Source organism: Candidatus Pelagibacter sp. Uisw_121 (genome assembly GCF_047722545.1).
Lineage (GTDB): Bacteria > Pseudomonadota > Alphaproteobacteria > Pelagibacterales > Pelagibacteraceae > Pelagibacter.
In genome coordinates this window covers 607,689-628,187 of the sequence record NZ_CP159816.1, presented here as the reverse complement: position 1 = coordinate 628,187, position 20,499 = coordinate 607,689, and the positions used below count along the sequence as shown (strand labels likewise).

The following is a 20,499-nucleotide window of genomic DNA, read 5'->3' as shown; positions in this document are numbered from 1 at the left end:
AAATGAACTCACTAATAGAAACAATATTATTATACACTATTGCGGCAGGATCTCTTTCAATCGTTTATGGTTACTTTACTGGTAAAAATATTCTTAACTCAAGCGCAGGAAATGCTAAGATGCAAGAAATAGCATCAGCAATTCAAATTGGTGCTAAGGCTTATTTAGCAAGACAATATAAAACAATTGCCGTGGTTGGAGTTGTTGTTTTAGTTATTATTTGCTTGGTATTTAGCCCATTAGTTGGCTTAGGTTATTTTATTGGAGCTACATTATCAGGTATAGCAGGTTACGTTGGAATGTTAGTGTCTGTTCAAGCTAACGTTAGAACTGCAGAAGCATCAAGAAAAGGTTTAGCAAGCGGCCTTGCTGTTGCATTTAAATCAGGTGCTGTAACTGGTATGTTAGTTGCTGGATTAGCTCTTCTTGCGATTGCAGTTTATTATTATCTTTTATTAAAAGCTGGAGTTGACGATAGAGAAGTTGTTAATGCATTAGTTGCTTTAGGTTTTGGTGCTTCTTTAATATCAATTTTTGCTAGATTAGGTGGTGGAATTTTTACTAAAGGTGCGGATGTTGGTGCTGACTTAGTAGGCAAAGTAGAAGCGGGTATTCCTGAGGATGATCCTAGAAATCCAGCGGTAATTGCTGATAATGTTGGAGATAATGTTGGAGATTGTGCTGGTATGGCAGCAGATTTATTTGAAACTTATGCCGTAACGATTGTTGCAACAATGGTTCTTTCTTCTATCTTTTTCTATGGTGATATTAACATGATGATTTATCCCCTAACCATTGGTGGTGCTTGTATTTTAACATCAATCCTTGGAACATTTTTTGTTAAACTTGGAAAAAGTAAAAATGTAATGAACGCTTTATACAAAGGTTTTGTTGTATCAGCTATTTCTTCGCTAGTAATTTTATATCCAGTTACAGATTATGTTATTGGTTTTGCAAGTGAATATAATGTTAATGGAAAATCTTTCACTGGTATGAGTTTATATTATTGTGGAATAATTGGTCTTGTTATTACTGGATTATTAATCTGGATTACTGAATACTACACTGGCACTGAATATAGACCAGTAAGAAGTATTGCTAAATCGTCAACTACAGGTCATGGAACAAACGTAATCCAAGGTTTAGCTGTTTCAATGGAAGCTACAGCTGTTCCAGCTTTAATTATCGTTGCAGGTATATTAGCAACAAACTCAATTGCTGGTCTTTATGGTATTGCTATTTCTGTAACTACAATGCTTGCGCTGGCGGGTATGGTAGTAGCACTAGATGCTTATGGACCTGTCACAGACAATGCAGGCGGTATTGCTGAAATGGCTAAACTACCTAACAGTGTTAGAAAAACTACAGATGCATTAGATGCGGTAGGAAATACAACTAAAGCTGTTACCAAAGGTTATGCTATTGGCTCAGCAGGTTTAGGTGCTCTAGTATTGTTTGCAGCTTATGTTGAAGACATTAAACACTTTTCAGGTGTTGCTGGTTCAAAACTTGAAGGTATTGTTGTAACTTTTGATTTATCAAACCCTTATGTTGTAGTTGGTTTATTAATCGGTGGAATGCTTCCATATTTATTTGGATCAATGGGCATGCAGGCCGTAGGTAGAGCAGGTGGTGCTGTTGTTGTAGAAGTAAGAAGACAGTTTAAGAAGTATCCTGGTATAATGAAAGGCAAACAAAAACCTGATTATGCTAAACTTGTTGATTTATTAACTCTTGCTGCAATAAGAGAAATGATTATACCATCATTATTGCCAGTTTTATCTCCAATTGCTTTATATTTTATTATTCTTCTAATAGGTGGACAGGTTGCGGCTTTGGCTGCAGTTGGTGCAATGTTATTGGGAGTAATTATAACAGGATTATTCGTAGCTGTTTCAATGACTGCTGGTGGTGGTGCTTGGGATAATGCAAAAAAATATATTGAAGATGGCAATCATGGAGGGAAAGGTTCTGAAGCACATAAAGCTGCAGTAACTGGTGATACAGTTGGCGATCCTTACAAAGATACAGCCGGTCCAGCTGTAAACCCAATGATTAAAATTACTAATATAGTAGCCTTGTTGTTATTGGCTGTTATAGCAGGGTAATTATTTTTTTTTTTCTCTTACCAAGAGGATCATTAATTTTTTGTCTCATACTAGATAAAAAATCATATATAAATGTATCCTTTTGGTAATTGACCTCTGTCTTATTCTTCGAAATTTTTATTTTTTTCATTTTAGTCATATTATAAAAAGTTTTTTTTTCTAATAAGCCGTATTTATTAATTTCTATAATTAAAACGTCATTAGTTATAATTTTTTTATCACCTAATTTTAAGATAGATCCTGCAGCTTCTTTTCTTTCTATAAAAAATAAAATTTCATTATCAAAAAAACTTGTAGTTGAGGGAGGTCCTAAAATTTTAATTATATCATTTTTATTGGTTTCGTTTAATATAAGCTTATTCTGTTTCACACTAAGTTTATTTACACCATGATGATCAATTGCTAATTTGTTGGTACAATTTGCAAATAAAATAAAAACAGTTAATAATAATAAAATTTTCATGAATAATTACATAAATATTTACAATAATTTAGTTAAATTAACTAGAAATAAAGAATTATATAAAGGTTTTAAAAATCAAGACACTTTTTCGGATAGATTGATCTTTTTTCTATTACATTTTGCTTTTTTTTTTAAAAATTTATAAAGAAAAAAATGATAAAGACTTATTGCAAGATATTTATGATTTTGTCTTTAGGCAAATGGAGCTGAGTGTTAGAGAGATAGGCTATGGGGACCAATCTATAAATAAAAAAATGAAGGATTATCTAAATTTATTCTATAGTATGATTGATAAAGTTCATACTTGGGATGATTCAAATAAAGAATCAAAAAAAAAAGATTTTGTCAATATTTTTAAATAATGATGTAAATATTGATTATTTAATTGAATATTTTGACAAATATAAGAAGTTTTTATTAAATAATACTTTAAATTCTCATATAAAAGGTGTAGTTAAGCATTAATTTTATTATGGCTGTACCAAAACGAAAACAATCACCGTCAAGAACTGGAATGAGAAGAGCTCAGAATATGAAGTTCAAATCTACCAATATTGTTGAGGATAAAAAATCAGGAGAATATAGATTATCTCATCACTTAGACCTAAAGACAGGTATGTACAGAGGAAGACAAGTTTTAGACCCTAAGGAATAAAAGCCCAAAAATTAAATGAACAAAATAATTAAGATTGCAGTTGATGCAATGGGTGGTGATAATTCACCAAAAAAAGTTATAGATGGAATAGCTCACCATTATAAAACAAATGTTAATACTTTTTACAAAATTTTTGGTGATAAAGAAAAAATTAAAAACCACATTAATGATCAGTTACCTGCATCTGTTTTTGAAATAATCCACACCAATGATTTGGTTAAGGGCACAGACAGTCCTTTAGAAGGGGCCAAAAGAGGAAAAAACACTAGCATGTGGCTAGCGATACAGAGTGTTAAAGAAAAGAAATCAGATATAGTTATTTCAGCTGGAAACACTGGAGCATTACTTGTTATTTCTAAGCTTAATCTTAAGATGATTGAAAATATTGATAAACCTGCACTCTCAGCTCTCTGGCCAAATAAAGTAAATATGAGCGTTGTATTAGACTTGGGCGCAAACATCGAATGTAGTCCAAAAAATTTAATTGATTTTTCTATTATGGGATCTTCATTATTTAGATCTTTATATCCCAAGGATACTGCAAAAGTTGCTTTATTAAACATTGGTTCTGAAGAAATTAAAGGAAATGAAATAATAAAAGAGACTTACCAACAATTAAAACAAAGAAATAATTCAGATTTTGAATTTAAAGGTTATATCGAAGGTAATCAGTTAATGAATGGCGATGTAAATGTTATAGTTGCAGATGGTTTTACTGGAAATATTGCTCTAAAAACTGCCGAGGGAACCGCTAACTTTATTACAAATGAATTAAAAAAAGCAATGACAGGTAACTTTATTGGAAAAATTTCATCTTTACTAAACATTTCAAATTTAAAAAGATTCAAAGCAAGACTAGATCCAAGACTTTACAATGGTGCAATTTTCATAGGTTTAGATTCTCCAGTTATTAAAAGCCATGGTGGTACAGATTATATAGGTTTTTCAAACTCTCTAAGTGTTTGTACTAGAATTGTTAGTGGTAATTTAATAGAAAAGATAAGAAATAATATAAGTTAATGGAAAGAACTAATTTAACAAAAAAAGACCTTATAAATTCAATTTATATGCAAATTGGTTTTTCAAAAAATATTTCAGAAAATTTAATTGATGATTTTTTTTCAATGATTTTAGAAGATTTAAAAAAAGAAAAAAAAATTAAAACTTTCAAAATTTGGTACTTTTTCTATTAGGGCAAAAAAAAGTAGAATTGGACGAAACCCTAAAACAAAAGAACAAACAACTATAACTAGTAGAGATGTTGTTTTATTTAGAGCTTCTAAGGAATTTAAAGATTTGGTAAATTCTAAGAATGATTCATAAAAATAATGATGCTTATAAGTCAATAGGTGAGGTTGCTAAAATTCTTGATCTTGTAAACAAGAAAAAAGGAACCTTGAGCACTCATACTATTAGATTTTGGGAGAAGGAATTTAAGCAAATTAAGCCAAAAATTTTAAATGGTAATAGAAGATATTATAATAATGATACTATTGAAGTTTTAAAAAAAGTTAAATATCTGCTTAAAGATCAGGGAATGACAATTATTGGTGTTAAAAAATTTCTTAATTCCAATAAATCATTAAAACTTGACGAATTACCAAATAATCCTATAAATACTGATTATAGTTTAAAAAATAAACTTATAAAGATTTCTAATTTAATAAAAAAAATAAAAAGTTTAAAATAGTATGGCAAAAAAAACACACGTTAAAGTTAGACTAGTACCAGAGGCTAAACCTGATAGTTCATTTTTTTATTATGTTAAAAAACCAGCGGGTGGTGAAAAAGCTAAAGTTAAATTGTCTGCCAAGAAATACAATCCCTCAACAAGAAAACATGAAATGTTTGTGGAAAAAAAATTACCTCCACACAGTAAATAACATTACTTTTTTCTAAAGTTTCTTTTTTCGTAATCAATAAAAGACCAAATCATATTTTTCCATATTCTATTAGTAATTTTTGGATCTATGTTAGTTTGTATTGATTTTTTTTTAATCTTTTTAAGAATAAAATTTATCCTTTTTTGATCAACAATTTCTTTCTTATGTATTTTTACTTTTAATACATCATTTACTAATGATGACCTTTTTTTAATCAATTTAAGTAAATCATTATCAAGCTTATCAAGCTTTATTCTAATTTGATTAAGTTTTTTTTTATTAGTAGGCGACATTTATTCAATTGGTTATTAAGATAATTATTATAAGTATAATTTATGTTTGTAAATAGCGACAACTATATAAAATATTTAAAATTGTGGTTAATAACTTTATTTTCATTAATTGTTCTCATGATAGCAGTTGGTGGTCTTACTAGATTAACAGACTCAGGTTTATCCATCACTGCTTGGGAACTCTTTACTGGAATTCTGCCACCGCTGAATATTAGCGAGTGGAATTTTTATTTTTCAGAGTACAAAAAAATTCCTGAATATAAAAATATTAATTATGGCATGTCTCTAGATGAATTTAAAGTTATTTTCTATTGGGAATATGCACATAGATTGTTAGCAAGATTTGTTGGTCTATTTACTTTGGTGCCTTTGCTTTTCTTTAGTCTACATTTTAAAAATACGCCACATTACTCAAATAAATATTATTGGATATTTTTCCTTGTGTGCCTTCAAGGATTTATAGGTTGGTATATGGTCTCTAGTGGATTAATTGAAAATAATGATGTTAGTCACTTCAGATTAAGCATACATTTATCTTTAGCTTTATTTATCTTAAGTTTAATTTTCTGGTATATTTTAGATATTTATAAAATTAAGAAATTTCAATATAAAATTCCAAATTTACTTTTATTATTCACACTTAAGTTGATAGTTTTGCAAGTAGTATTGGGTGCTTTTTTATCGGGTTTAGATGGTGGTCTTATCTATAATTCATGGCCCGATATGAACGGTAGCTTTTTTCCAAATGATGTTGGTTATGGTGATTTAATTAACACTCAATTATTTAACAACCCATCTATTGTTCAATTTCTGCATAGATCGACTGCGTATTTACTTTTATTTTTTATAATTATTTTGAATTTTATCTATTTTAAAAAAAGATATGATTTTAAATATGTATTATTTTTTGATGTTGCTATCTTGATTCAAATTTTTTTAGGAATCATAACTTTGATTTCTGGTGTAGAGATTATATATGCTTCACTACACCAGTTAGGTTCAATATTAGTTTTGAGTTCTTACTTTTTAATATTATATAAAAACTCTAACTAACTGCTTTCAAATTTCTTTTAGAAGATTTATTTAATGCTTGTTCTAAATCTTCAATAATATCATCTATATGCTCTATGCCAATGCATAATCTTACGTATCCGGGTGTAACACCTGAAGCTAACAATTCTTTTTCTGTTAACTGACTATGAGTTGTTGTTGCAGGGTGAATTGCTAAACTTCTTGCATCACCGATATTTGCTACATGATAAAACATTTTCAAAGACTCTATAAACCTTTTACCTGCTTCAATACCACCTTCGAGTTCAATACCAACTAAACCACCATTTCCATTATTAAGGTATTTTTTAGCACGATCTGCAATTTTACCTTCATGTTCTGTTGGATAAATTACTCTAGCTATTTCCTTATTTTTTTTCAAATAGTCAACAACTTTTGATGCATTAGAACAGTGTTGTTTCATTCTAAGAGCAACTGTTTCAAGGCCTTGGATAATTCCAAATGCGTTGTCAGGAGACAAAGCAGAACCAAGATCTCTTAGTAATGTAACACGAGCTCTTACTGCAAAAGAAACATTAGCCCCTGTTAATTCTGGAACTACTTTTCCCCAAACAGCACCACCATAGCTTGCATCAGGTTCATTAAATAAAGGCTGTCTTTTTGGATCAGCTGTCCAATCAAAATTACCTCCATCAACTAAAGCTCCACCTACAACTGTACCGTGACCACCTATATATTTTGTTAGTGAATAAACTACTACAGCAGCACCATGTTCTAAAGGTTTACAGATTACAGGAGCAGCTGTGTTGTCCATTATTAATGGTATATTATATTTTTTACCAATATCAGAAACCTCTTTAATTGGAAAAACTCTCAAATAAGGATTGGGTAAAGTCTCACCATAAAAAGCTCTAGTTTTATCATCAACAGCTTTTTCAAAGTTTTTGGGATCAGAAGGGTCTGCATATCTAACTTCAATACCAAGCTTACTTAAAGTGTGGGTAAATAAAGAAATAGTACCCCCATATAGATCTGTTGAACTAACTATATTATCTCCAGCTTGTGCAACGTTTAAAATCGCAAAAGATGATGCTGTTTGTCCGGATGCTACTGTTACACAGGCTAAACCCCCTTCCAGGGAAGCAACTCTTTTTTCAAGAGCATCATTAGTTGGATTCATTATTCTTGTATAAATGTTTCCAAACTCTTTGAGGGCAAACAAATTTGCAGCATGTTCAGTACTATCGAATTGATAAGATGTTGTTCTATAAATTGGAACAGCTACTGCTTTAGTTGTTGGATCACTTCTATAATCACCACCATGTATGGCTATAGTCTCAGGGTTTTGTCTTTTTGTGCTCATCTTAATGCTCCTTTTTTAGTACTTTTGCTTTATGCAAGGCGTACAATACAGTTCAAATGCGCCTACCGATAATGTGTGTAAAAAATCCTTTTTAGCATTAACTAGCCTGCAATAGGAACAAATCGGCTTAATCAAAGTATCATTTAAGTATGATATTACAAGGAAAATATAAAATTGACATTATATCTAATAATAGTATTAATCCTGGCACAATGACAAAATTTCTAAAAAGTGGCGAATTAAACAGTAACTGGTTTGAAATAGATGCTAAAAATGCCGTAGTAGGCAGATTAGCTTCAATAATTGCTATGATTGTTAGAGGGAAAAACAAAACAACTTTTACACCTCACATGGATGATGGTGATTTTGTTGTAGTCAAAAATGTTGAACAAGCAAAGTTCACTGGAAAAAAGTTTAAAGATAAAAAATATTATAGACATACTGGTCACCCTGGTGGAATTAAAGAAATTACTCCTGAAAAATTATTAGAAAAAAATAAGCCTGGTGAGACACTAAAATTAGCTATTAAAAGAATGTTACCTGGCGGAGTTCTCGGAAGAAAACAGTTAACTAAAGTAAAAATTTATGCTGGTGAAGAACATCCTCATGCAGCACAAAACCCAAAACTTTTAGACTTAGGTAAATTAAACAGTAAGAATTTAATAAGAAATTAATATGGAAACAGCAGCCACAACAACTAAAGTATCAACAAAAAAACCTAAAATTAAATTAGATTTTAAGGATAGTAAGTACGCAACAGGTAGAAGAAAGAAATCTATTGCAAAAATTTGGGTGAAAAAGGGTACTGGAAAAATTTACGTTAATGGCAGAACTATGGATGAATATTTCACTAGCGGAAGTCATAAAATGCAAATTACAAGACCATTTGAAGTTATAAACCAAGCAACCGATTACGATGTTAGATGTAGTGTTGCAGGTGGTGGTCACACAGGTCAAGCTGGGGCAATGGTTCATGGCATTGCTAAAGCACTAATCTTATTTGATTCAGAGAATAGAGCAGCACTTAAGACGGAAAAGTTAAATACTAGAGATTCTAGATCAGTTGAGAGAAAAAAACCTGGTCGTAGAAAAGCTAGAAGAAGCTTCCAATTCTCGAAAAGATAATTCTTTTTTTACTCTAAACTGCTATAATAATACAATGCCCAAGCTTAATGTTTTAGTTGCTGGATCTACTGGTTATATTGGTGTTCAATTAATTAAATTATTAGTTAAACACAGCGATGTTAAGATTAAATATCTTTGTGGAAATTCCTCTGTTGGAAAAAATATCTCCAATTATGAAAAGTCATTAACTTCAAAAAAGTTACCTAAAATAATCAAATACAAGAGATCCCTTTTAAAAAACATAGATCTTGTTTTTACAGCATTACCTAATGGTGAGGCACAAGATATTGCTAACGATTTGTTAAAGCACAATGTATTAATTGATCTAGCTGCTGACTTTAGACTTAATAAAGCATCAGATTATCTAAAATGGTACAAACAAAAACATAGATCAATTAAAAATATTAAAAAATCAATTTATTCATTACCTGAAATTAATGGTGATAAAGTAAAAGAATTTAATATTATTGGATGCCCAGGTTGCTACCCAACTTCTATACTTTTACCACTTATTCCTTTAGTTAAGAAAAATTTAATAAAAACAGATAATGTTATTATAGATTCAAAATCTGGTTATTCTGGAGCTGGTAGGGGTGTTCACAATAAATATAAAGATAAAAACCTTTATGAATCTTTAAGTGCATATGGTGTAGGTTTTCATAGACATAACTCTGAAATTCAACAAGAAATTAACAACTATAGTAAGAAGAGATTTTCTTTTACATTTACTCCCCATCTAACTCCAATGTTTAGAGGGATACTTAGTACTATTTACTTAGACCTTAACAAAAATGTAACTATTAAGAAATTAGAAAAGACTTTAAATAGTGAATATTCAAAATGTAAATTCGTTAAAATTCTAAAAACAAATTCGTTGCTAAGTACAAACGACGTAATTAACACAAATAATTGCTCTCTAGTAATTTGTAAAACTAAGTATAAAAATAGAGTTATTATTTTATCTGCTATTGATAATTTAATTAAGGGTGGAGCTGGTCAAGCTATACAAAATATGAATATTAAATATAATTTTAAAGAAACAAAAGGATTAATTTGAAATATTTATTTGTAATGTTGATTTTAATTTTAACCTCATGTTCGTTAAATAAAGACGCGGCTTACCTAGATAACGATTCAATTAATAAAACAAATGATTTTATGTCTATGACTTTTGATGAATTTAATCTTTTTCTTAAAGATTATTCTAATAATGCAGAATATCCAAATATTAACTAATAGATGAAAAATATAATAAATATTGCTGTGGTTGGTTTAGGGCAAGTTGGCATTTATTTATTAAATGAACTTAATACTAAAAAAAAAGGATATTGAGTTAAAGACAGGCAAAAAGATAAATATAGTAGCAGTTTCAGCAAAAAACGTTTCTAAAAAAAGAAGTTTTAAAGTTAATAAGAAAATATTTTTTAAAAACCCATTAGAAATTTTCAATAAAACTAAAGTTGATATTTTATTTGAAGCTATAGGTTTACCAGATGGGGTTTCTAAAAAAGTAGTAGAAACTGCTTTAAAAAATAAGATTCATGTAATCACTCCTAATAAAGCACTTATCTCTAAACACGGTGATTATTTGGGAAAGTTAGCTGAAGATAATAATGTTAACTTAGAATTTGAAGCATCTGTTGCGGGTGGTATTCCAATATTAAGAACTATTAAAGAGGGTCTAGCAACTAACAAAATTACTAAAGTTTATGGAATTTTGAATGGTACTTCTAACTATATTCTCTCAGAAATGAGAAATTCTAAAGATAGTTTTGCTAATGTTTTAAAAAAGGCTCAAAAATTAGGATACGCTGAACCAGGTAACCCTAAATTAGATCTTAATGGTTTTGATGCTTTTGCTAAAGTGAGAATTTTGTCTGCTCTTGCATTTAATACTAAGATTTCAAAACACAAATGTTTGATGGAAGGTATTGAAAAAATTGAATTAAAAGACATTGAAATTGCCAATCAATTAAATTTACGTATTAAATTATTAGGTATCTCTGAAATTATTAACAACCAATTATTTGAAACTGTTCATCCATGTTTAGTTAGTAAAAATTCTTACATTGGCAATGTTGGTGGAGTCATGAATGCAGTTATCCTAGAAGGAAAACCTGTAGGTGAAAGTATTTTACAAGGTGAGGGAGCGGGTCCTGGCCCAACTTCTTCATCATTATTATCTGACCTAATCTCAATATTGAATGGTAGTATTAAAAAACCTTTTGGCATTTCTGGCAATAAGCGAAAATCAATCAAATGCTATGATGTTGATAATTATACAAACTCTTTATATTTAAGGTTTGAAGTTAAAGATAAACCTGGTGTTTTATCAAAGATTACTAATAGACTAGCTAAATATAAAATCTCTGTAAAAAGATTAATTCAAACTCCCAACAAAAAAAATAATAAAGCTACTGTTGTCATTATTACTCATAAAGCAAACGAGCTAAATTCTAAGAATTGTCTTTCAATTTTCAAAAAAGATAAAGATATTCTTAAATACCCTACATTAATTAGAATTCATAATTAATGGAACTATATTTCAAGATATTTGAAGTCTTATTTCCTGTTTTTTTTGTTATTGGTATTGGTTATTACTTGGGGAAAAAAAATCCAAAAATAGACACTAATTACATAACCAATTTTGCAGGTAATATAGGAACCCCTGCAATGATTTTTTATACTGTAACTACCACAGGTGTTACTTTAGCAGTTTTTACTTCCTACTTTTTCTATGCTTTAGTTATGATTGGGGGGTTTTCCATAGTTGGTTTAATACTACTTTTTATTTTGAAAAGAGATCTTAGTATGGAGCTACCACCAATGATTTTACCAAATACTGGTAATATGGGTATACCAATTTGTCTTTTTGCTTATGGTACTGAAGGGCTAGGTGTAGCTTCTGCTATAGCCTCAGTTATAATTTTGTTTCATTTTACATTAGGTGTTTTTCTTGCTAAAAAAAAATTTTCTTTTGATGTGGTTCTTAAAAGTCCTCCCGTTTATGCAATAATAATATCAGTATTATTTCTTTATTTTAATTTAGATGTCCCAGTATTTCTTGAAAACACTACTTTTCTTTTAACATATGCAACAATATTTTTAGTTTTAATGTCTCTTGGTGTAGCTTTAACAAGGTTTAAATTTTCTTTAAAAGATTCAATAATATTAGCCCTAGGACGTGTTATTTTGGGTCCAATAATATGTATTCTTATAATAAACAAATTTGATTTGAATGGTTTTGCAGCTGGTGTTTTATTAATACAAAGTGCAATGCCCAGTGCTGTGTTAAATTATCTTGTTGGATCTATGTATTCTCCTAAGAAAATTGTTGATAGTATCGCTAGTACAATTGTAACATCAACATTGATGTCTTTTATTACTATTCCAGTGGTAGTATTCTTTGCTTTAAAGTACTTCAATTAAACGGTATCTATTGGCTTATGAAAGCCATTATTTTTAGTTTATTAGGTTGGATGATGCTTCCAGTGATGGATGGTTTTGCAAAGTATTTAAGTGCTGATCTTCCAGTTTTACAAATAACATGGGCTAGATATTTTTTTACGGTAGTTTTTACGTTCCCTGTAATGTTTTTCTTTTATAACAATCAGCTTGTATGGTCTGATAAACCTAAATTACAAATTCTAAGAGGTCTTATTTTACTTTGTGCCAATATTTGTTTTTTTTATGCAATATCAATAATTCCTTTAGCTAAAGCTTTAACGTTAGCTTTTGTTGCTCCATTAATAGTCACTGCATTTTCACCTATGCTATTAGGAGAGAAGGTGGGAATAAGGCGTTGGACAGCAGTTGTAATTGGTTTTGTAGGCTCTCTAGTTGTTATTAGACCTGGTTTCCTTGAAATTAATCTTGCAAGTTTAGCTGCTTTAGGAACTGGAGTGATGTATGGATTTTATTTAATCATTACTCGTAAATTAAGCACTTCTGATTATCCACTACTAACTCTTTTACTTACTGGTTTAGTTGGATTAGTTGCTGTTTCAGGGGTCATGCCTTTTATATGGGTCAATCCAGACCTTTCTCAGTGGTCTATGATGGCTGGAATAGGGGTCTTTGCCTGCATTGGTCATTTATTCATTATTTTGTCCTTAAAATATGCCGATGCATCAAAATTAGCACCTTTAGGCTATACAGAGATCATTCCAAACGTAATTATTGGTTATTACTTCTTTGGTAACTTTCCTGATAATTGGACTTTTCTCGGTTTAGCTATAATTGTCATTAGTGGAATTTATATCTCTAGGAGAGAAGCAACAATTAGGAGCAATTAATATTAGGTAACATATATTTACTATTACTTAATACTATACATTTATTTATATATGTAAGTGTATGTAATTATTATATTTTATTTAATATATAATATTATTATAATTTTATAAATAATTACAGATATTCAAGATAATAAAATTAAATCAGCTTAAATTTTAACTGAACAAAATAATTTAAAGTTCCTTTATTGATAAATTAAGAGAAATATTAAAAAGTATTGAATACCAACGTTTCTAGACTTTATTGAAATATGAAATATTTATAATTTTTTTTTGATATAGGGTGGGGGTCAAAAAACCCTTTAAAATTGGGACTTTTAACGACTGTAAAAAAGTGTTGATATTATTGACTAGTAAAGCAATGCAGTCTGAGAATATACCTTTTAAAGCTCCATAGAGCACATTATTTTGCTTGATAGGTCGTTTGCAGTGCAACTGAAGGATGCATTATCTAATTTATGTTGATTTATAGTAATATCCATTAAAAGTATTTATTACCAACGTTTTTAGAGCATTTAATAGGTTGAAAATACTATTTTATGAAGACCTTTTCATATCTTAATAAACGGCGTTTTTGTTGAATTCCACCTTTTCCAGAGTATCCGCCGAGGCTTCCATCTGATCTGATCACCCGATGACAGGGTATTTTGGGAGGATAGGGGTTTTTACCTATGGCATTAGCGACTGCTCTCACTGCTAGCGGTTTTCCAATGGCTTTTGCAACATCAGTATAAGTCTTCACTTTGCCCTTGGGTATTTTCTTCAAGTAATTCCAGACTTTTAGCTGAAATTTAGTTCCCTTTAAGTTCATAAAGTTCAAAACCTGTATTGTTTGCTATTTTATCGTATAATTTCTTAGCATTTTCATTGGAAGAGTGAGTGATCCAACGAATTCCATTCCAATTATTGACTTTAGATAATGATTTTAGGTGACTAATAAGCTTTTGAGCTATTTTTTGACCTCTAAATTCTGGCTCTACAAACAAATCGTCTAAAAAACCAATGTACTGGCCCCTAATTGGTCTTGGCATTGTTCTATAATGGGCAATTCCAATAATTTTACCTTCTAATTCAAAGCAAATAGCATTAACATCATGATTTTCATCATGAATCCAGCTCCAAATAGTGTCTAAAATCCCTGAATTCATTGAGACTTTATAGAAATCAGCATAACCATTATATAATTTAGCCCAATTTTCTTTGTCTTTGTGTTCTAATTTTCTAATCATTTAATTTAATTTATTATTGTAAGTCATTGAAATTAATAACCAAAAACTATTGCACTATCAATATTAAGGTAATTTTCCTCATAAAAAAAATTCTCAACTTTTTTACAAACACTTTTATATATATTTTTTGTGTGACTGACTTCAATTGGAATAAACAGAAATAGGTGATTAGCTTCTTCACAAATATGACATTTATAAATATCCAGTAAATCCATGTTATTTGTTGTTGTTTTACCTCTTTCAACTTCCATTAAAATCCCATTTTTTCCTATTTTCTTATAAAAATCAGGTCTAAGTCCTAAATCTTTATACTTCTTGAATAAACCTTGTTTTTCATTTTTAAAACCCAAAGGAACAGCTATTTCCTCTATTATTTTTTGAATAACCTGGCTGTCAGTACCTTTAACATTCAAATTTTGAATTCTTTGATTTACTTCTTTCTGGTTAAGATATTCTTCAATTATATTTGATATTTTAAGGATCTCTTTAAGCTCAGATTTATTAATCTTTTTTTTAATAAACTTAGAAATTTTAATTCCCATAGATTTATAATATTGTTATTGACAACCAAAATCACCTAATATATATTTCCGATAATTAATGGTTATCGGAAATATGAATGATTTAATAACAGATATAAAAAGCCTAGAATTAGAAACTATAAAGAATTTAAGAAATTCTAAATCAGTAAACACTCTTAGAGCATATCAGTCAGATTATAATGACTTTTCATTATTTTGTTCAAAAAATGGATTTCAGGCAATGCCAACACAACCAAAAATATTAGCTTTATATATAACTCATTTATCATCTTATTCTAAATACAGCACGTTAAAAAGGCGTTTAGCTTCAATCAGCATACTTCATAAAACTAGAGGTCATTATATAGATACAAAACATCCTATAATAATTGAAAATTTAATGGGCATTAAAAGAACAAATGGAAGTAATCAAAAAGGAAAAAAACCATTATTAATCAATGATTTAAAAGTATTAATTAATGCAATACATGAGTCAAATGAAAAAAATGATAGAAAAATTAGAGATAAAGCTTTAGTTTTAATTGGATTTTCAGGTGGTTTTAGAAGATCTGAGTTGGTTGATATTGAATATGAGGACTTAGAGTTTGTATCAGAGGGAGTTAAGATCTTCGTAAAGAGATCAAAAACTGATCAATCTGGAGAAGGTATGACTAAGGCCATCCCCTACTTTGACAATGAAAAATTTTGTCCCGTAAATGCATTGAAAAGTTGGATTGAAATATTTGATTTAAAAAAAGGAAAAATTTTTGATATTTCAGATAAAAGTGTAGCATTAATAATTAAAAAGTATGCAAATTATGCTGGTTTAGATGGTCATAAATACGCTGGACACAGCCTAAGGTCAGGTTTTGCAACATCTACAGCTGAATCTGGAGCTGAAGAAAGAAATATAATGGTAATGACAGGTCACAAATCAACAGAAATGGTAAGAAGATATATTAAAGAAGCAAATTTATTTAAAAATAATGCATTAAATAAGATTAAAATTTAAAGATGAATAATAAAATAACAGTTGTTTTAATTTCACACAAAAGCAATGAATTAATTTTTAAATTTATAAATAATTTTTCAAAAGATATCAAAATTTTAATTATTGAAAATTCTTCTGACAGACAATTACAAAAAAAAATTAAAAAGTATAAGAATATTAATATTAAATATATGAAAAATAATGGATATGGTGCTGCAATAAATTACGCAAGAAAACATATCTTAACTAAATATTTTTTTGTTTTTAGTCCAGATGTAAAAAAAGTTGATGACAATTTAATTTATAAATTTGAAAAAAAGATTAAAATAATTAAAAACTTTGGAGCATTGGGGCCAAGATTCATAAATGTTAAAGAAAAAAGTCATAAACAATCAAATAGAAGTTTAGAAGTTGGTGAAATTGATTCTATAAGTGGGTCCGCCATGTGTTTTGACACTAAGTCTTTTGATAAAATTGGAGGATTTGATGAAAATATTTTTTTATATTTTGAAGAAACAGATTATTGTATGAGGGCAAGAAAAATGGGATACAAAATGTATCAACTTAATAGATTAGTGGTAGAACACCCAAGGGGAGCAGCTAATGGTGTCGTTAAGGTTAAAAATAGGAATGAAATTAGCAATTTAGAAAAGTTATATTTTTGGCATTTTGTTTGGTCTAAATACTACATTTATAACAAGCACTACGGCAGATTATTTACTTTTATCTATTTTGTACCGTCATTTATAAGAATTTTTTTTAGAATAATATTGTATAGCTGCCAAAAAAATATTTGTATGAAAGAAAAATACCAAGCTAGACTTAATGGACTATTGTCATCAATGAAGGGATTTAAATCGTTTAAGAGACTTTTAAATTAAATTTCGAAAAAAAAGCATCAAACTTACTAAGCATATATTTAATATTATTTCCTGTTAAGCCATGATGACATCCAATTAAAATACCATTCTTCATAACATTATCACTATTGGTGGTTGCGTCTTTACATTTTTTATAAACGTGTGATTTCATAATAGGTTGTCTTAAAATATTACCTGTAAAAATAGTTCTTGTTTGAATTTCATTTTTTTCTAGAAATATCTGTAAGTTTTTTCTTACAATTTTACTGCTATCTTTAATAAGCAAAGGAAATGCAAGCCAACCAGTCTTCAAACCTTTAAATTCTGTTGGTAATATAAATAAGTCTTCATGTTTTTTGAAATATTTAAAAATCTTATTAAAATTTTTAACTCTAATATTTATATTAGATTTTAATTTCTTTAGTTGCTCTAAAGCAAAAGCTGCAGAAATTTCTGATGGTAGAAAATTATATCCCATTTCAGAAAATATATATTTTCCATCATAAGGAATTCCATCAACTTTTTTATTAAAACGCAAATTGATACCTTCAAACTCATTAAAAACAGCTGAAGATCTTCCCCAACCTCTTAGTAATTTTGCATTATTGTAAAGGTTTTTATCGTTGAAACAAACAATACCACCAAAGCCTGCGCCAGTAATAATATGAGACGCATACATACTGTTAGTGGTTACATCAGAGTATTTGCCAAAGTTTTTATTGTTAAAAGTATATCCAATTGTATCAGCAGAATCTTCAATTACCTTAATTTTGTGTTTCTTTGCAATCTTATATATTTCACGCCAATTAGGAACATTACCTAACAAATTTGGAATCATTATAGCTACTGTTTTTTTGTTAATACATTTTTCAATTTGATCAATTCTTGAAACAAAAGATGACTTTTCAACATCAATAAAGTGAGGAATAAGTCCTAACTGATAAATGGGGGCAATTGTAGTTGAAAATGTAAGGGTTGGAGTGATAATTTCAGATCCCTTTTTGAATTTAAACGAAGCTAAAGCAAGTAGGTTAGCAGAAGAACCTGAGTTAACCATTAAACCAAATTTTTTACCAAATAATTTAGATATTTTTTTCTCTAGCTCTTTTACAGAAGGTCCATCTATTAAAGTCAGAGATTTTCTTTTTAATACATTTGTAGCAGCATTAATTTCTTTATTGTTATATACAGCTTTACCATAATATATTTTCATATTTTTAATCTCTATTCAGTTTAATGTATAAATTTTTGTAATTAACTTTGGTATATAAATAATATATTTTACAAACAATAAGTCCAGTAATAAATGAGATTGTTTTTTTTGGTTTTTCTACAGGACCATCATATTTAGTGTCAGATTTCATAAAATATTTCTTAAAAAATTTTATCGAAATTCCCCATTTTAAAAGAAATATTTTAGAGCCTTTACTACCAGATTCAGTCCTAATTGTAGGATGATTTTTATACTTTCTAGTAACTATTGAGCCAAAATGGTAAACTTTAAATTCATTAATTCCTTTAAAAATACGCACCCCTTTTTTCCAAAGCTTCATATTTAAATCTGGATCAGAACCTGTACCTGGAAAAAATTCTTCGCTAAAGCCCCCTACTAAGTCCCATGTTTCCTTGTGTATTAAATGAGGTGCCCAGGTGGAACCTTGAAAGTCATAATGGTTAATATTCTTATAATTATCTAAAAGTTTTTTTTCATTAAAATCTTCTAAAGTATTCCCACAATTAAATTTCAAAGGTCCATTACCAATCATAATTCCTGATAGATAGAAATTGTTATGATTAATTTTTTTAACCTCACTAAGAAGAACTTCATCCCAGCCTGGGCAGAAATAAAAATCATCATGAGCATAAAGAATATAGTTTGTTGTTGATTTTTTTGCAGCCATATTCATACCCTCACAAATACCAGAATTATAATTTGTTTTAGTATATTTTATGTTTTCTTTTAATAAATATTCTTCTGTACCATTGGTTCCTTCATTGATGTGAGGAATAATTTCATGATTAAATTTTGAATTTTTTTTTATACTTTCAATGCATTTTTTTAAGTATCTAATATTATTGAAAGTAGGTATAATTATTGAAAACATACTTTAATTATTCCCAATAAAATCTTTTATGTTTTATATTTAAAGTTTTTTTAATAATGAAATCAGCAATAATTGTAGAATTGAAATATTTGAAATATTTTTCATGTCCTTTTTTTGCAATCTTTTTTCTTAATTTGTTGTCATAAGTATATTTTTTTATCTTTTCAGTTAAATCGTTTAAACTTTTATACATAACTATTTCGTCGTTATTAAAAAAGTGATTAAATTCAGTATCTTTATCAATCATTAATAAAAGACCATTTCCAATTAATTGAGTAAATCTATCACTACTATAATATTTTGCTGGCTTTCCTTGGCTTAAATTTAGACCAATTTTAGATTGAGATATAGCATTTATAAAGTCATCAGCCCATATAGGCTGTCGATTATTCATGCCATAAAGATCAAACCTAACATCAGGTGATTTTAATAATATTTTATTTATAAAATTTTCTCTAGCATCAAATTTCCCTTTTTTTAATTTACCTCTATGAACACCATGGCTCATTGCAAAAAAAACATCATTATTAAAATTATTCTGTTTAAAATTTTTTAATTTTTCAAACGATTCATCTACGGGGTTTGGCATAAAAAATGTTTCAGTATCAAAATTTAAACTCGTAGGATCTGTGGTACAAAAACTAGCGTCCATAATGTTGATTTTATCTAAAAATCTTTTTTTATTTGAAATCCACTGTGTGTCCATTCTATCTAAAAACCACTGTGCGAATTTGATACGAGGATAATTTTTTTTTATCAACGTCAACGTTTCAATTTTAATCAGATCAGCATGTCCTAAAACTATTATATCAGGTACATAATTACTTATAACTTCTATTAATTTTTTATTTAAAGTTTTAGAACCATTTAAATCATTAATCGACCTATAATAACTTACTATGTCTCTATCACTGAATTCCAATACACTATGACCCAAACGTATAAATCCATTATTAATTCTTTTACCAGTATTATAAAAGAGCCTTCCATTATGTCTTTCATTAAAATTTGTTATATGAAGAATCTTTAATTTATCATTTTGAAAATTTTTTATATTAATTTTAGAATTAACAATGTTAGAAATATTAGTTCTATAAGAATCTATTTTTTTTGTTATAAATTTATCCGTTAAATAGAAATTTTTAATAGATAATTCTTGTAGTCTTATTCTTTTTTTTTTATTCTTTATTAAATTGTCAATCGAATTAAAAATATTTTTTTGATTAAGATCTCTAATAATAATACCATTTGTGATTGTCTCGGGTAGCCCACCTCTATTAGAAATTATTACAGCACATCCTCTACTAGAAGCTTCAAGACTAGTTCGCCCAAAAGGCTCATTCCATCTTGAACAAGCCACAGCTATACTTGTTTTTTTAAAAATATTTAACACTTTAGTGTGCTGCTGAAATCCTAATATTTTCAAGTTTTTATGTTTAAACTCTAATTTCTCTCTAGGTTCATCACCTATTACAATAGATTTCCAGCTTTTATGCTTATTTAATATTTTAATAACAGCAGCACCAAACAAATCATAACCTTTTGCAAGATTTAGTTTCCCAACAAATGTTATTAACTTTTGTTTTTTTTTTTAAAT

At 28.6% G+C, this 20,499-nt stretch carries 26 protein-coding genes, 1 pseudogene and 1 riboswitch; of the genes and pseudogenes, 18 read left to right on the top strand and 9 right to left on the bottom strand.

Annotated features, from left to right (window positions below; all coding sequences use genetic code 11):
* Nucleotides 1–2: 2 nt before the first annotated feature.
* The gene (locus ABXT52_RS03320) at nucleotides 3–2,108 is read left to right on the top strand and encodes a sodium-translocating pyrophosphatase (RefSeq protein WP_415272453.1); all 2,106 of its coding nucleotides are present in this window, start codon (nucleotides 3–5) and stop codon (nucleotides 2,106–2,108) included.
* Here the strand turns inward: ABXT52_RS03320 and ABXT52_RS03315 are convergent.
* On the bottom strand, nucleotides 2,095–2,571 hold the full coding sequence (locus ABXT52_RS03315) for a hypothetical protein (RefSeq protein WP_415272452.1): 477 nt from the start codon (nucleotides 2,569–2,571) through the stop codon (nucleotides 2,095–2,097). The genes ABXT52_RS03320 and ABXT52_RS03315 overlap by 14 nt on opposite strands.
* Before the next feature lie 119 nt (nucleotides 2,572–2,690).
* Between ABXT52_RS03315 and ABXT52_RS03310 the strand changes: the two genes are divergently transcribed.
* From ABXT52_RS03310 to ABXT52_RS03280, 7 genes are all read left to right on the top strand, one after another.
* The gene (locus ABXT52_RS03310) at nucleotides 2,691–2,933 is read left to right on the top strand and encodes a ubiquinol-cytochrome C chaperone family protein (protein ID WP_415272451.1); all 243 of its coding nucleotides are present in this window, start codon (nucleotides 2,691–2,693) and stop codon (nucleotides 2,931–2,933) included.
* A gap of 110 nt (nucleotides 2,934–3,043) precedes the next feature.
* Entirely contained in the window at nucleotides 3,044–3,226 is a 183-nt protein-coding gene (gene rpmF / locus ABXT52_RS03305; RefSeq protein WP_415272450.1) for a 50S ribosomal protein L32, read from the top strand.
* A gap of 15 nt (nucleotides 3,227–3,241) precedes the next feature.
* Nucleotides 3,242–4,246 carry a phosphate acyltransferase PlsX gene (gene plsX, locus ABXT52_RS03300; RefSeq protein WP_415272449.1) on the top strand — a complete coding sequence of 335 codons (1,005 nt, stop codon included), beginning with the start codon at nucleotides 3,242–3,244 and terminating at the stop codon, nucleotides 4,244–4,246.
* Nucleotides 4,246–4,419, top strand: coding sequence for an HU family DNA-binding protein (locus ABXT52_RS03295; protein ID WP_415272448.1), 174 nt, complete (start codon nucleotides 4,246–4,248; stop codon nucleotides 4,417–4,419). The genes plsX and ABXT52_RS03295 overlap by 1 nt, the downstream gene beginning before the upstream one ends.
* Nucleotides 4,415–4,549, top strand: coding sequence for an HU family DNA-binding protein (locus tag ABXT52_RS03290; RefSeq protein WP_415272518.1), 135 nt, complete (start codon nucleotides 4,415–4,417; stop codon nucleotides 4,547–4,549). Before ABXT52_RS03295 ends, ABXT52_RS03290 begins: the two co-directional genes overlap by 5 nt.
* Nucleotides 4,539–4,916: a MerR family transcriptional regulator gene (locus ABXT52_RS03285; RefSeq protein WP_415272447.1), complete on the top strand. Its 378-nt coding sequence runs from the start codon at nucleotides 4,539–4,541 to the stop codon at nucleotides 4,914–4,916. The genes ABXT52_RS03290 and ABXT52_RS03285 overlap by 11 nt, the downstream gene beginning before the upstream one ends.
* Before the next feature lies 1 nt (nucleotide 4,917).
* Complete coding sequence (locus ABXT52_RS03280) at nucleotides 4,918–5,109, top strand: bL33 family ribosomal protein (RefSeq protein ID WP_271511131.1); 192 nt, start codon at nucleotides 4,918–4,920, stop codon at nucleotides 5,107–5,109.
* Nucleotides 5,110–5,111: 2 nt separating this feature from the next.
* Here the strand turns inward: ABXT52_RS03280 and ABXT52_RS03275 are convergent, their stop codons facing one another.
* Nucleotides 5,112–5,402, bottom strand: coding sequence for a chorismate mutase (locus tag ABXT52_RS03275; RefSeq protein ID WP_415272446.1), 291 nt, complete (start codon nucleotides 5,400–5,402; stop codon nucleotides 5,112–5,114).
* 42 nt (nucleotides 5,403–5,444) lie between these two features.
* Between ABXT52_RS03275 and ABXT52_RS03270 the strand changes: the two genes are divergently transcribed.
* The gene (locus ABXT52_RS03270) at nucleotides 5,445–6,455 is read left to right on the top strand and encodes a COX15/CtaA family protein (protein ID WP_415272445.1); all 1,011 of its coding nucleotides are present in this window, start codon (nucleotides 5,445–5,447) and stop codon (nucleotides 6,453–6,455) included.
* Here ABXT52_RS03270 and ABXT52_RS03265 read toward each other — a convergent pair.
* Nucleotides 6,448–7,776 carry an O-acetylhomoserine aminocarboxypropyltransferase/cysteine synthase family protein gene (locus ABXT52_RS03265; RefSeq protein ID WP_415272444.1) on the bottom strand — a complete coding sequence of 443 codons (1,329 nt, stop codon included), beginning with the start codon at nucleotides 7,774–7,776 and terminating at the stop codon, nucleotides 6,448–6,450. The two genes, ABXT52_RS03270 and ABXT52_RS03265, sit on opposite strands and share 8 nt — an antisense overlap.
* Before the next feature lie 4 nt (nucleotides 7,777–7,780).
* A riboswitch (SAM riboswitch) is annotated at nucleotides 7,781–7,849 on the bottom strand.
* A gap of 139 nt (nucleotides 7,850–7,988) precedes the next feature.
* Between ABXT52_RS03265 and rplM the strand changes: the two genes are divergently transcribed.
* The 7 genes and pseudogenes from rplM (at nucleotide 7,989) to ABXT52_RS03230 (ending at nucleotide 13,196) form a co-directional block, all read left to right on the top strand.
* The gene (gene rplM, locus ABXT52_RS03260; RefSeq protein WP_415272517.1) at nucleotides 7,989–8,450 is read left to right on the top strand and encodes a 50S ribosomal protein L13; all 462 of its coding nucleotides are present in this window, start codon (nucleotides 7,989–7,991) and stop codon (nucleotides 8,448–8,450) included.
* Nucleotide 8,451: 1 nt separating this feature from the next.
* Nucleotides 8,452–8,901 (top strand): 30S ribosomal protein S9, encoded by a 450-nt coding sequence (gene rpsI, locus ABXT52_RS03255; protein WP_415272443.1) that lies wholly within the window; start codon nucleotides 8,452–8,454, stop codon nucleotides 8,899–8,901.
* A gap of 34 nt (nucleotides 8,902–8,935) precedes the next feature.
* A complete protein-coding gene (gene argC, locus ABXT52_RS03250) occupies nucleotides 8,936–9,958 on the top strand; it encodes an N-acetyl-gamma-glutamyl-phosphate reductase (protein ID WP_415272442.1) in 1,023 nt (340 codons plus the stop codon).
* Nucleotides 9,955–10,137 carry a hypothetical protein gene (locus ABXT52_RS03245; protein ID WP_415272441.1) on the top strand — a complete coding sequence of 61 codons (183 nt, stop codon included), beginning with the start codon at nucleotides 9,955–9,957 and terminating at the stop codon, nucleotides 10,135–10,137. Before argC ends, ABXT52_RS03245 begins: the two co-directional genes overlap by 4 nt.
* Before the next feature lie 3 nt (nucleotides 10,138–10,140).
* A pseudogene (locus ABXT52_RS03240) lies at nucleotides 10,141–11,434 on the top strand (homoserine dehydrogenase).
* On the top strand, nucleotides 11,434–12,330 hold the full coding sequence (locus ABXT52_RS03235) for an AEC family transporter (protein ID WP_415272440.1): 897 nt from the start codon (nucleotides 11,434–11,436) through the stop codon (nucleotides 12,328–12,330). Before ABXT52_RS03240 ends, ABXT52_RS03235 begins: the two are co-directional and overlap by 1 nt.
* Before the next feature lie 17 nt (nucleotides 12,331–12,347).
* Entirely contained in the window at nucleotides 12,348–13,196 is an 849-nt protein-coding gene (locus ABXT52_RS03230; RefSeq protein ID WP_415272439.1) for a DMT family transporter, read from the top strand.
* Between the two features lie 532 nt (nucleotides 13,197–13,728).
* On the opposite strand, the gene ABXT52_RS03225 is transcribed toward ABXT52_RS03230, so the two are convergent.
* From ABXT52_RS03225 to ABXT52_RS03215, 3 genes are read right to left on the bottom strand one after another with little or no spacing between them, the layout of a single operon-like run.
* The gene (locus tag ABXT52_RS03225; RefSeq protein WP_415272438.1) at nucleotides 13,729–14,007 is read right to left on the bottom strand and encodes a methylated-DNA--[protein]-cysteine S-methyltransferase; all 279 of its coding nucleotides are present in this window, start codon (nucleotides 14,005–14,007) and stop codon (nucleotides 13,729–13,731) included.
* Nucleotides 13,988–14,425 carry a GNAT family N-acetyltransferase gene (locus ABXT52_RS03220; protein WP_415272437.1) on the bottom strand — a complete coding sequence of 146 codons (438 nt, stop codon included), beginning with the start codon at nucleotides 14,423–14,425 and terminating at the stop codon, nucleotides 13,988–13,990. The genes ABXT52_RS03225 and ABXT52_RS03220 overlap by 20 nt, the downstream gene beginning before the upstream one ends.
* Before the next feature lie 32 nt (nucleotides 14,426–14,457).
* Nucleotides 14,458–14,967 carry a hypothetical protein gene (locus tag ABXT52_RS03215; RefSeq protein ID WP_415272436.1) on the bottom strand — a complete coding sequence of 170 codons (510 nt, stop codon included), beginning with the start codon at nucleotides 14,965–14,967 and terminating at the stop codon, nucleotides 14,458–14,460.
* Between the two features lie 73 nt (nucleotides 14,968–15,040).
* On the opposite strand from ABXT52_RS03215, the gene ABXT52_RS03210 reads away from it, so the two are divergent.
* Both ABXT52_RS03210 and ABXT52_RS03205 read left to right on the top strand, forming a co-directional pair.
* On the top strand, nucleotides 15,041–15,958 hold the full coding sequence (locus ABXT52_RS03210) for a site-specific integrase (RefSeq protein WP_415272435.1): 918 nt from the start codon (nucleotides 15,041–15,043) through the stop codon (nucleotides 15,956–15,958).
* A gap of 2 nt (nucleotides 15,959–15,960) precedes the next feature.
* Nucleotides 15,961–16,818: a glycosyltransferase family 2 protein gene (locus ABXT52_RS03205; RefSeq protein ID WP_415272434.1), complete on the top strand. Its 858-nt coding sequence runs from the start codon at nucleotides 15,961–15,963 to the stop codon at nucleotides 16,816–16,818.
* On the opposite strand, the gene ABXT52_RS03200 is transcribed toward ABXT52_RS03205, so the two are convergent.
* From ABXT52_RS03200 to ABXT52_RS03190, 3 genes are read right to left on the bottom strand one after another with little or no spacing between them, the layout of a single operon-like run.
* A complete protein-coding gene (locus ABXT52_RS03200) occupies nucleotides 16,799–18,010 on the bottom strand; it encodes a DegT/DnrJ/EryC1/StrS family aminotransferase (RefSeq protein WP_415272433.1) in 1,212 nt (403 codons plus the stop codon). The genes ABXT52_RS03205 and ABXT52_RS03200 overlap by 20 nt on opposite strands.
* Before the next feature lie 4 nt (nucleotides 18,011–18,014).
* Nucleotides 18,015–18,902 (bottom strand): glycosyltransferase family 2 protein, encoded by an 888-nt coding sequence (locus tag ABXT52_RS03195; protein WP_415272432.1) that lies wholly within the window; start codon nucleotides 18,900–18,902, stop codon nucleotides 18,015–18,017.
* Between the two features lie 7 nt (nucleotides 18,903–18,909).
* Complete coding sequence (locus tag ABXT52_RS03190; RefSeq protein WP_415272431.1) at nucleotides 18,910–20,433, bottom strand: glycosyltransferase; 1,524 nt, start codon at nucleotides 20,431–20,433, stop codon at nucleotides 18,910–18,912.
* Between the last annotated feature and the right edge of the window lie 66 nt (nucleotides 20,434–20,499).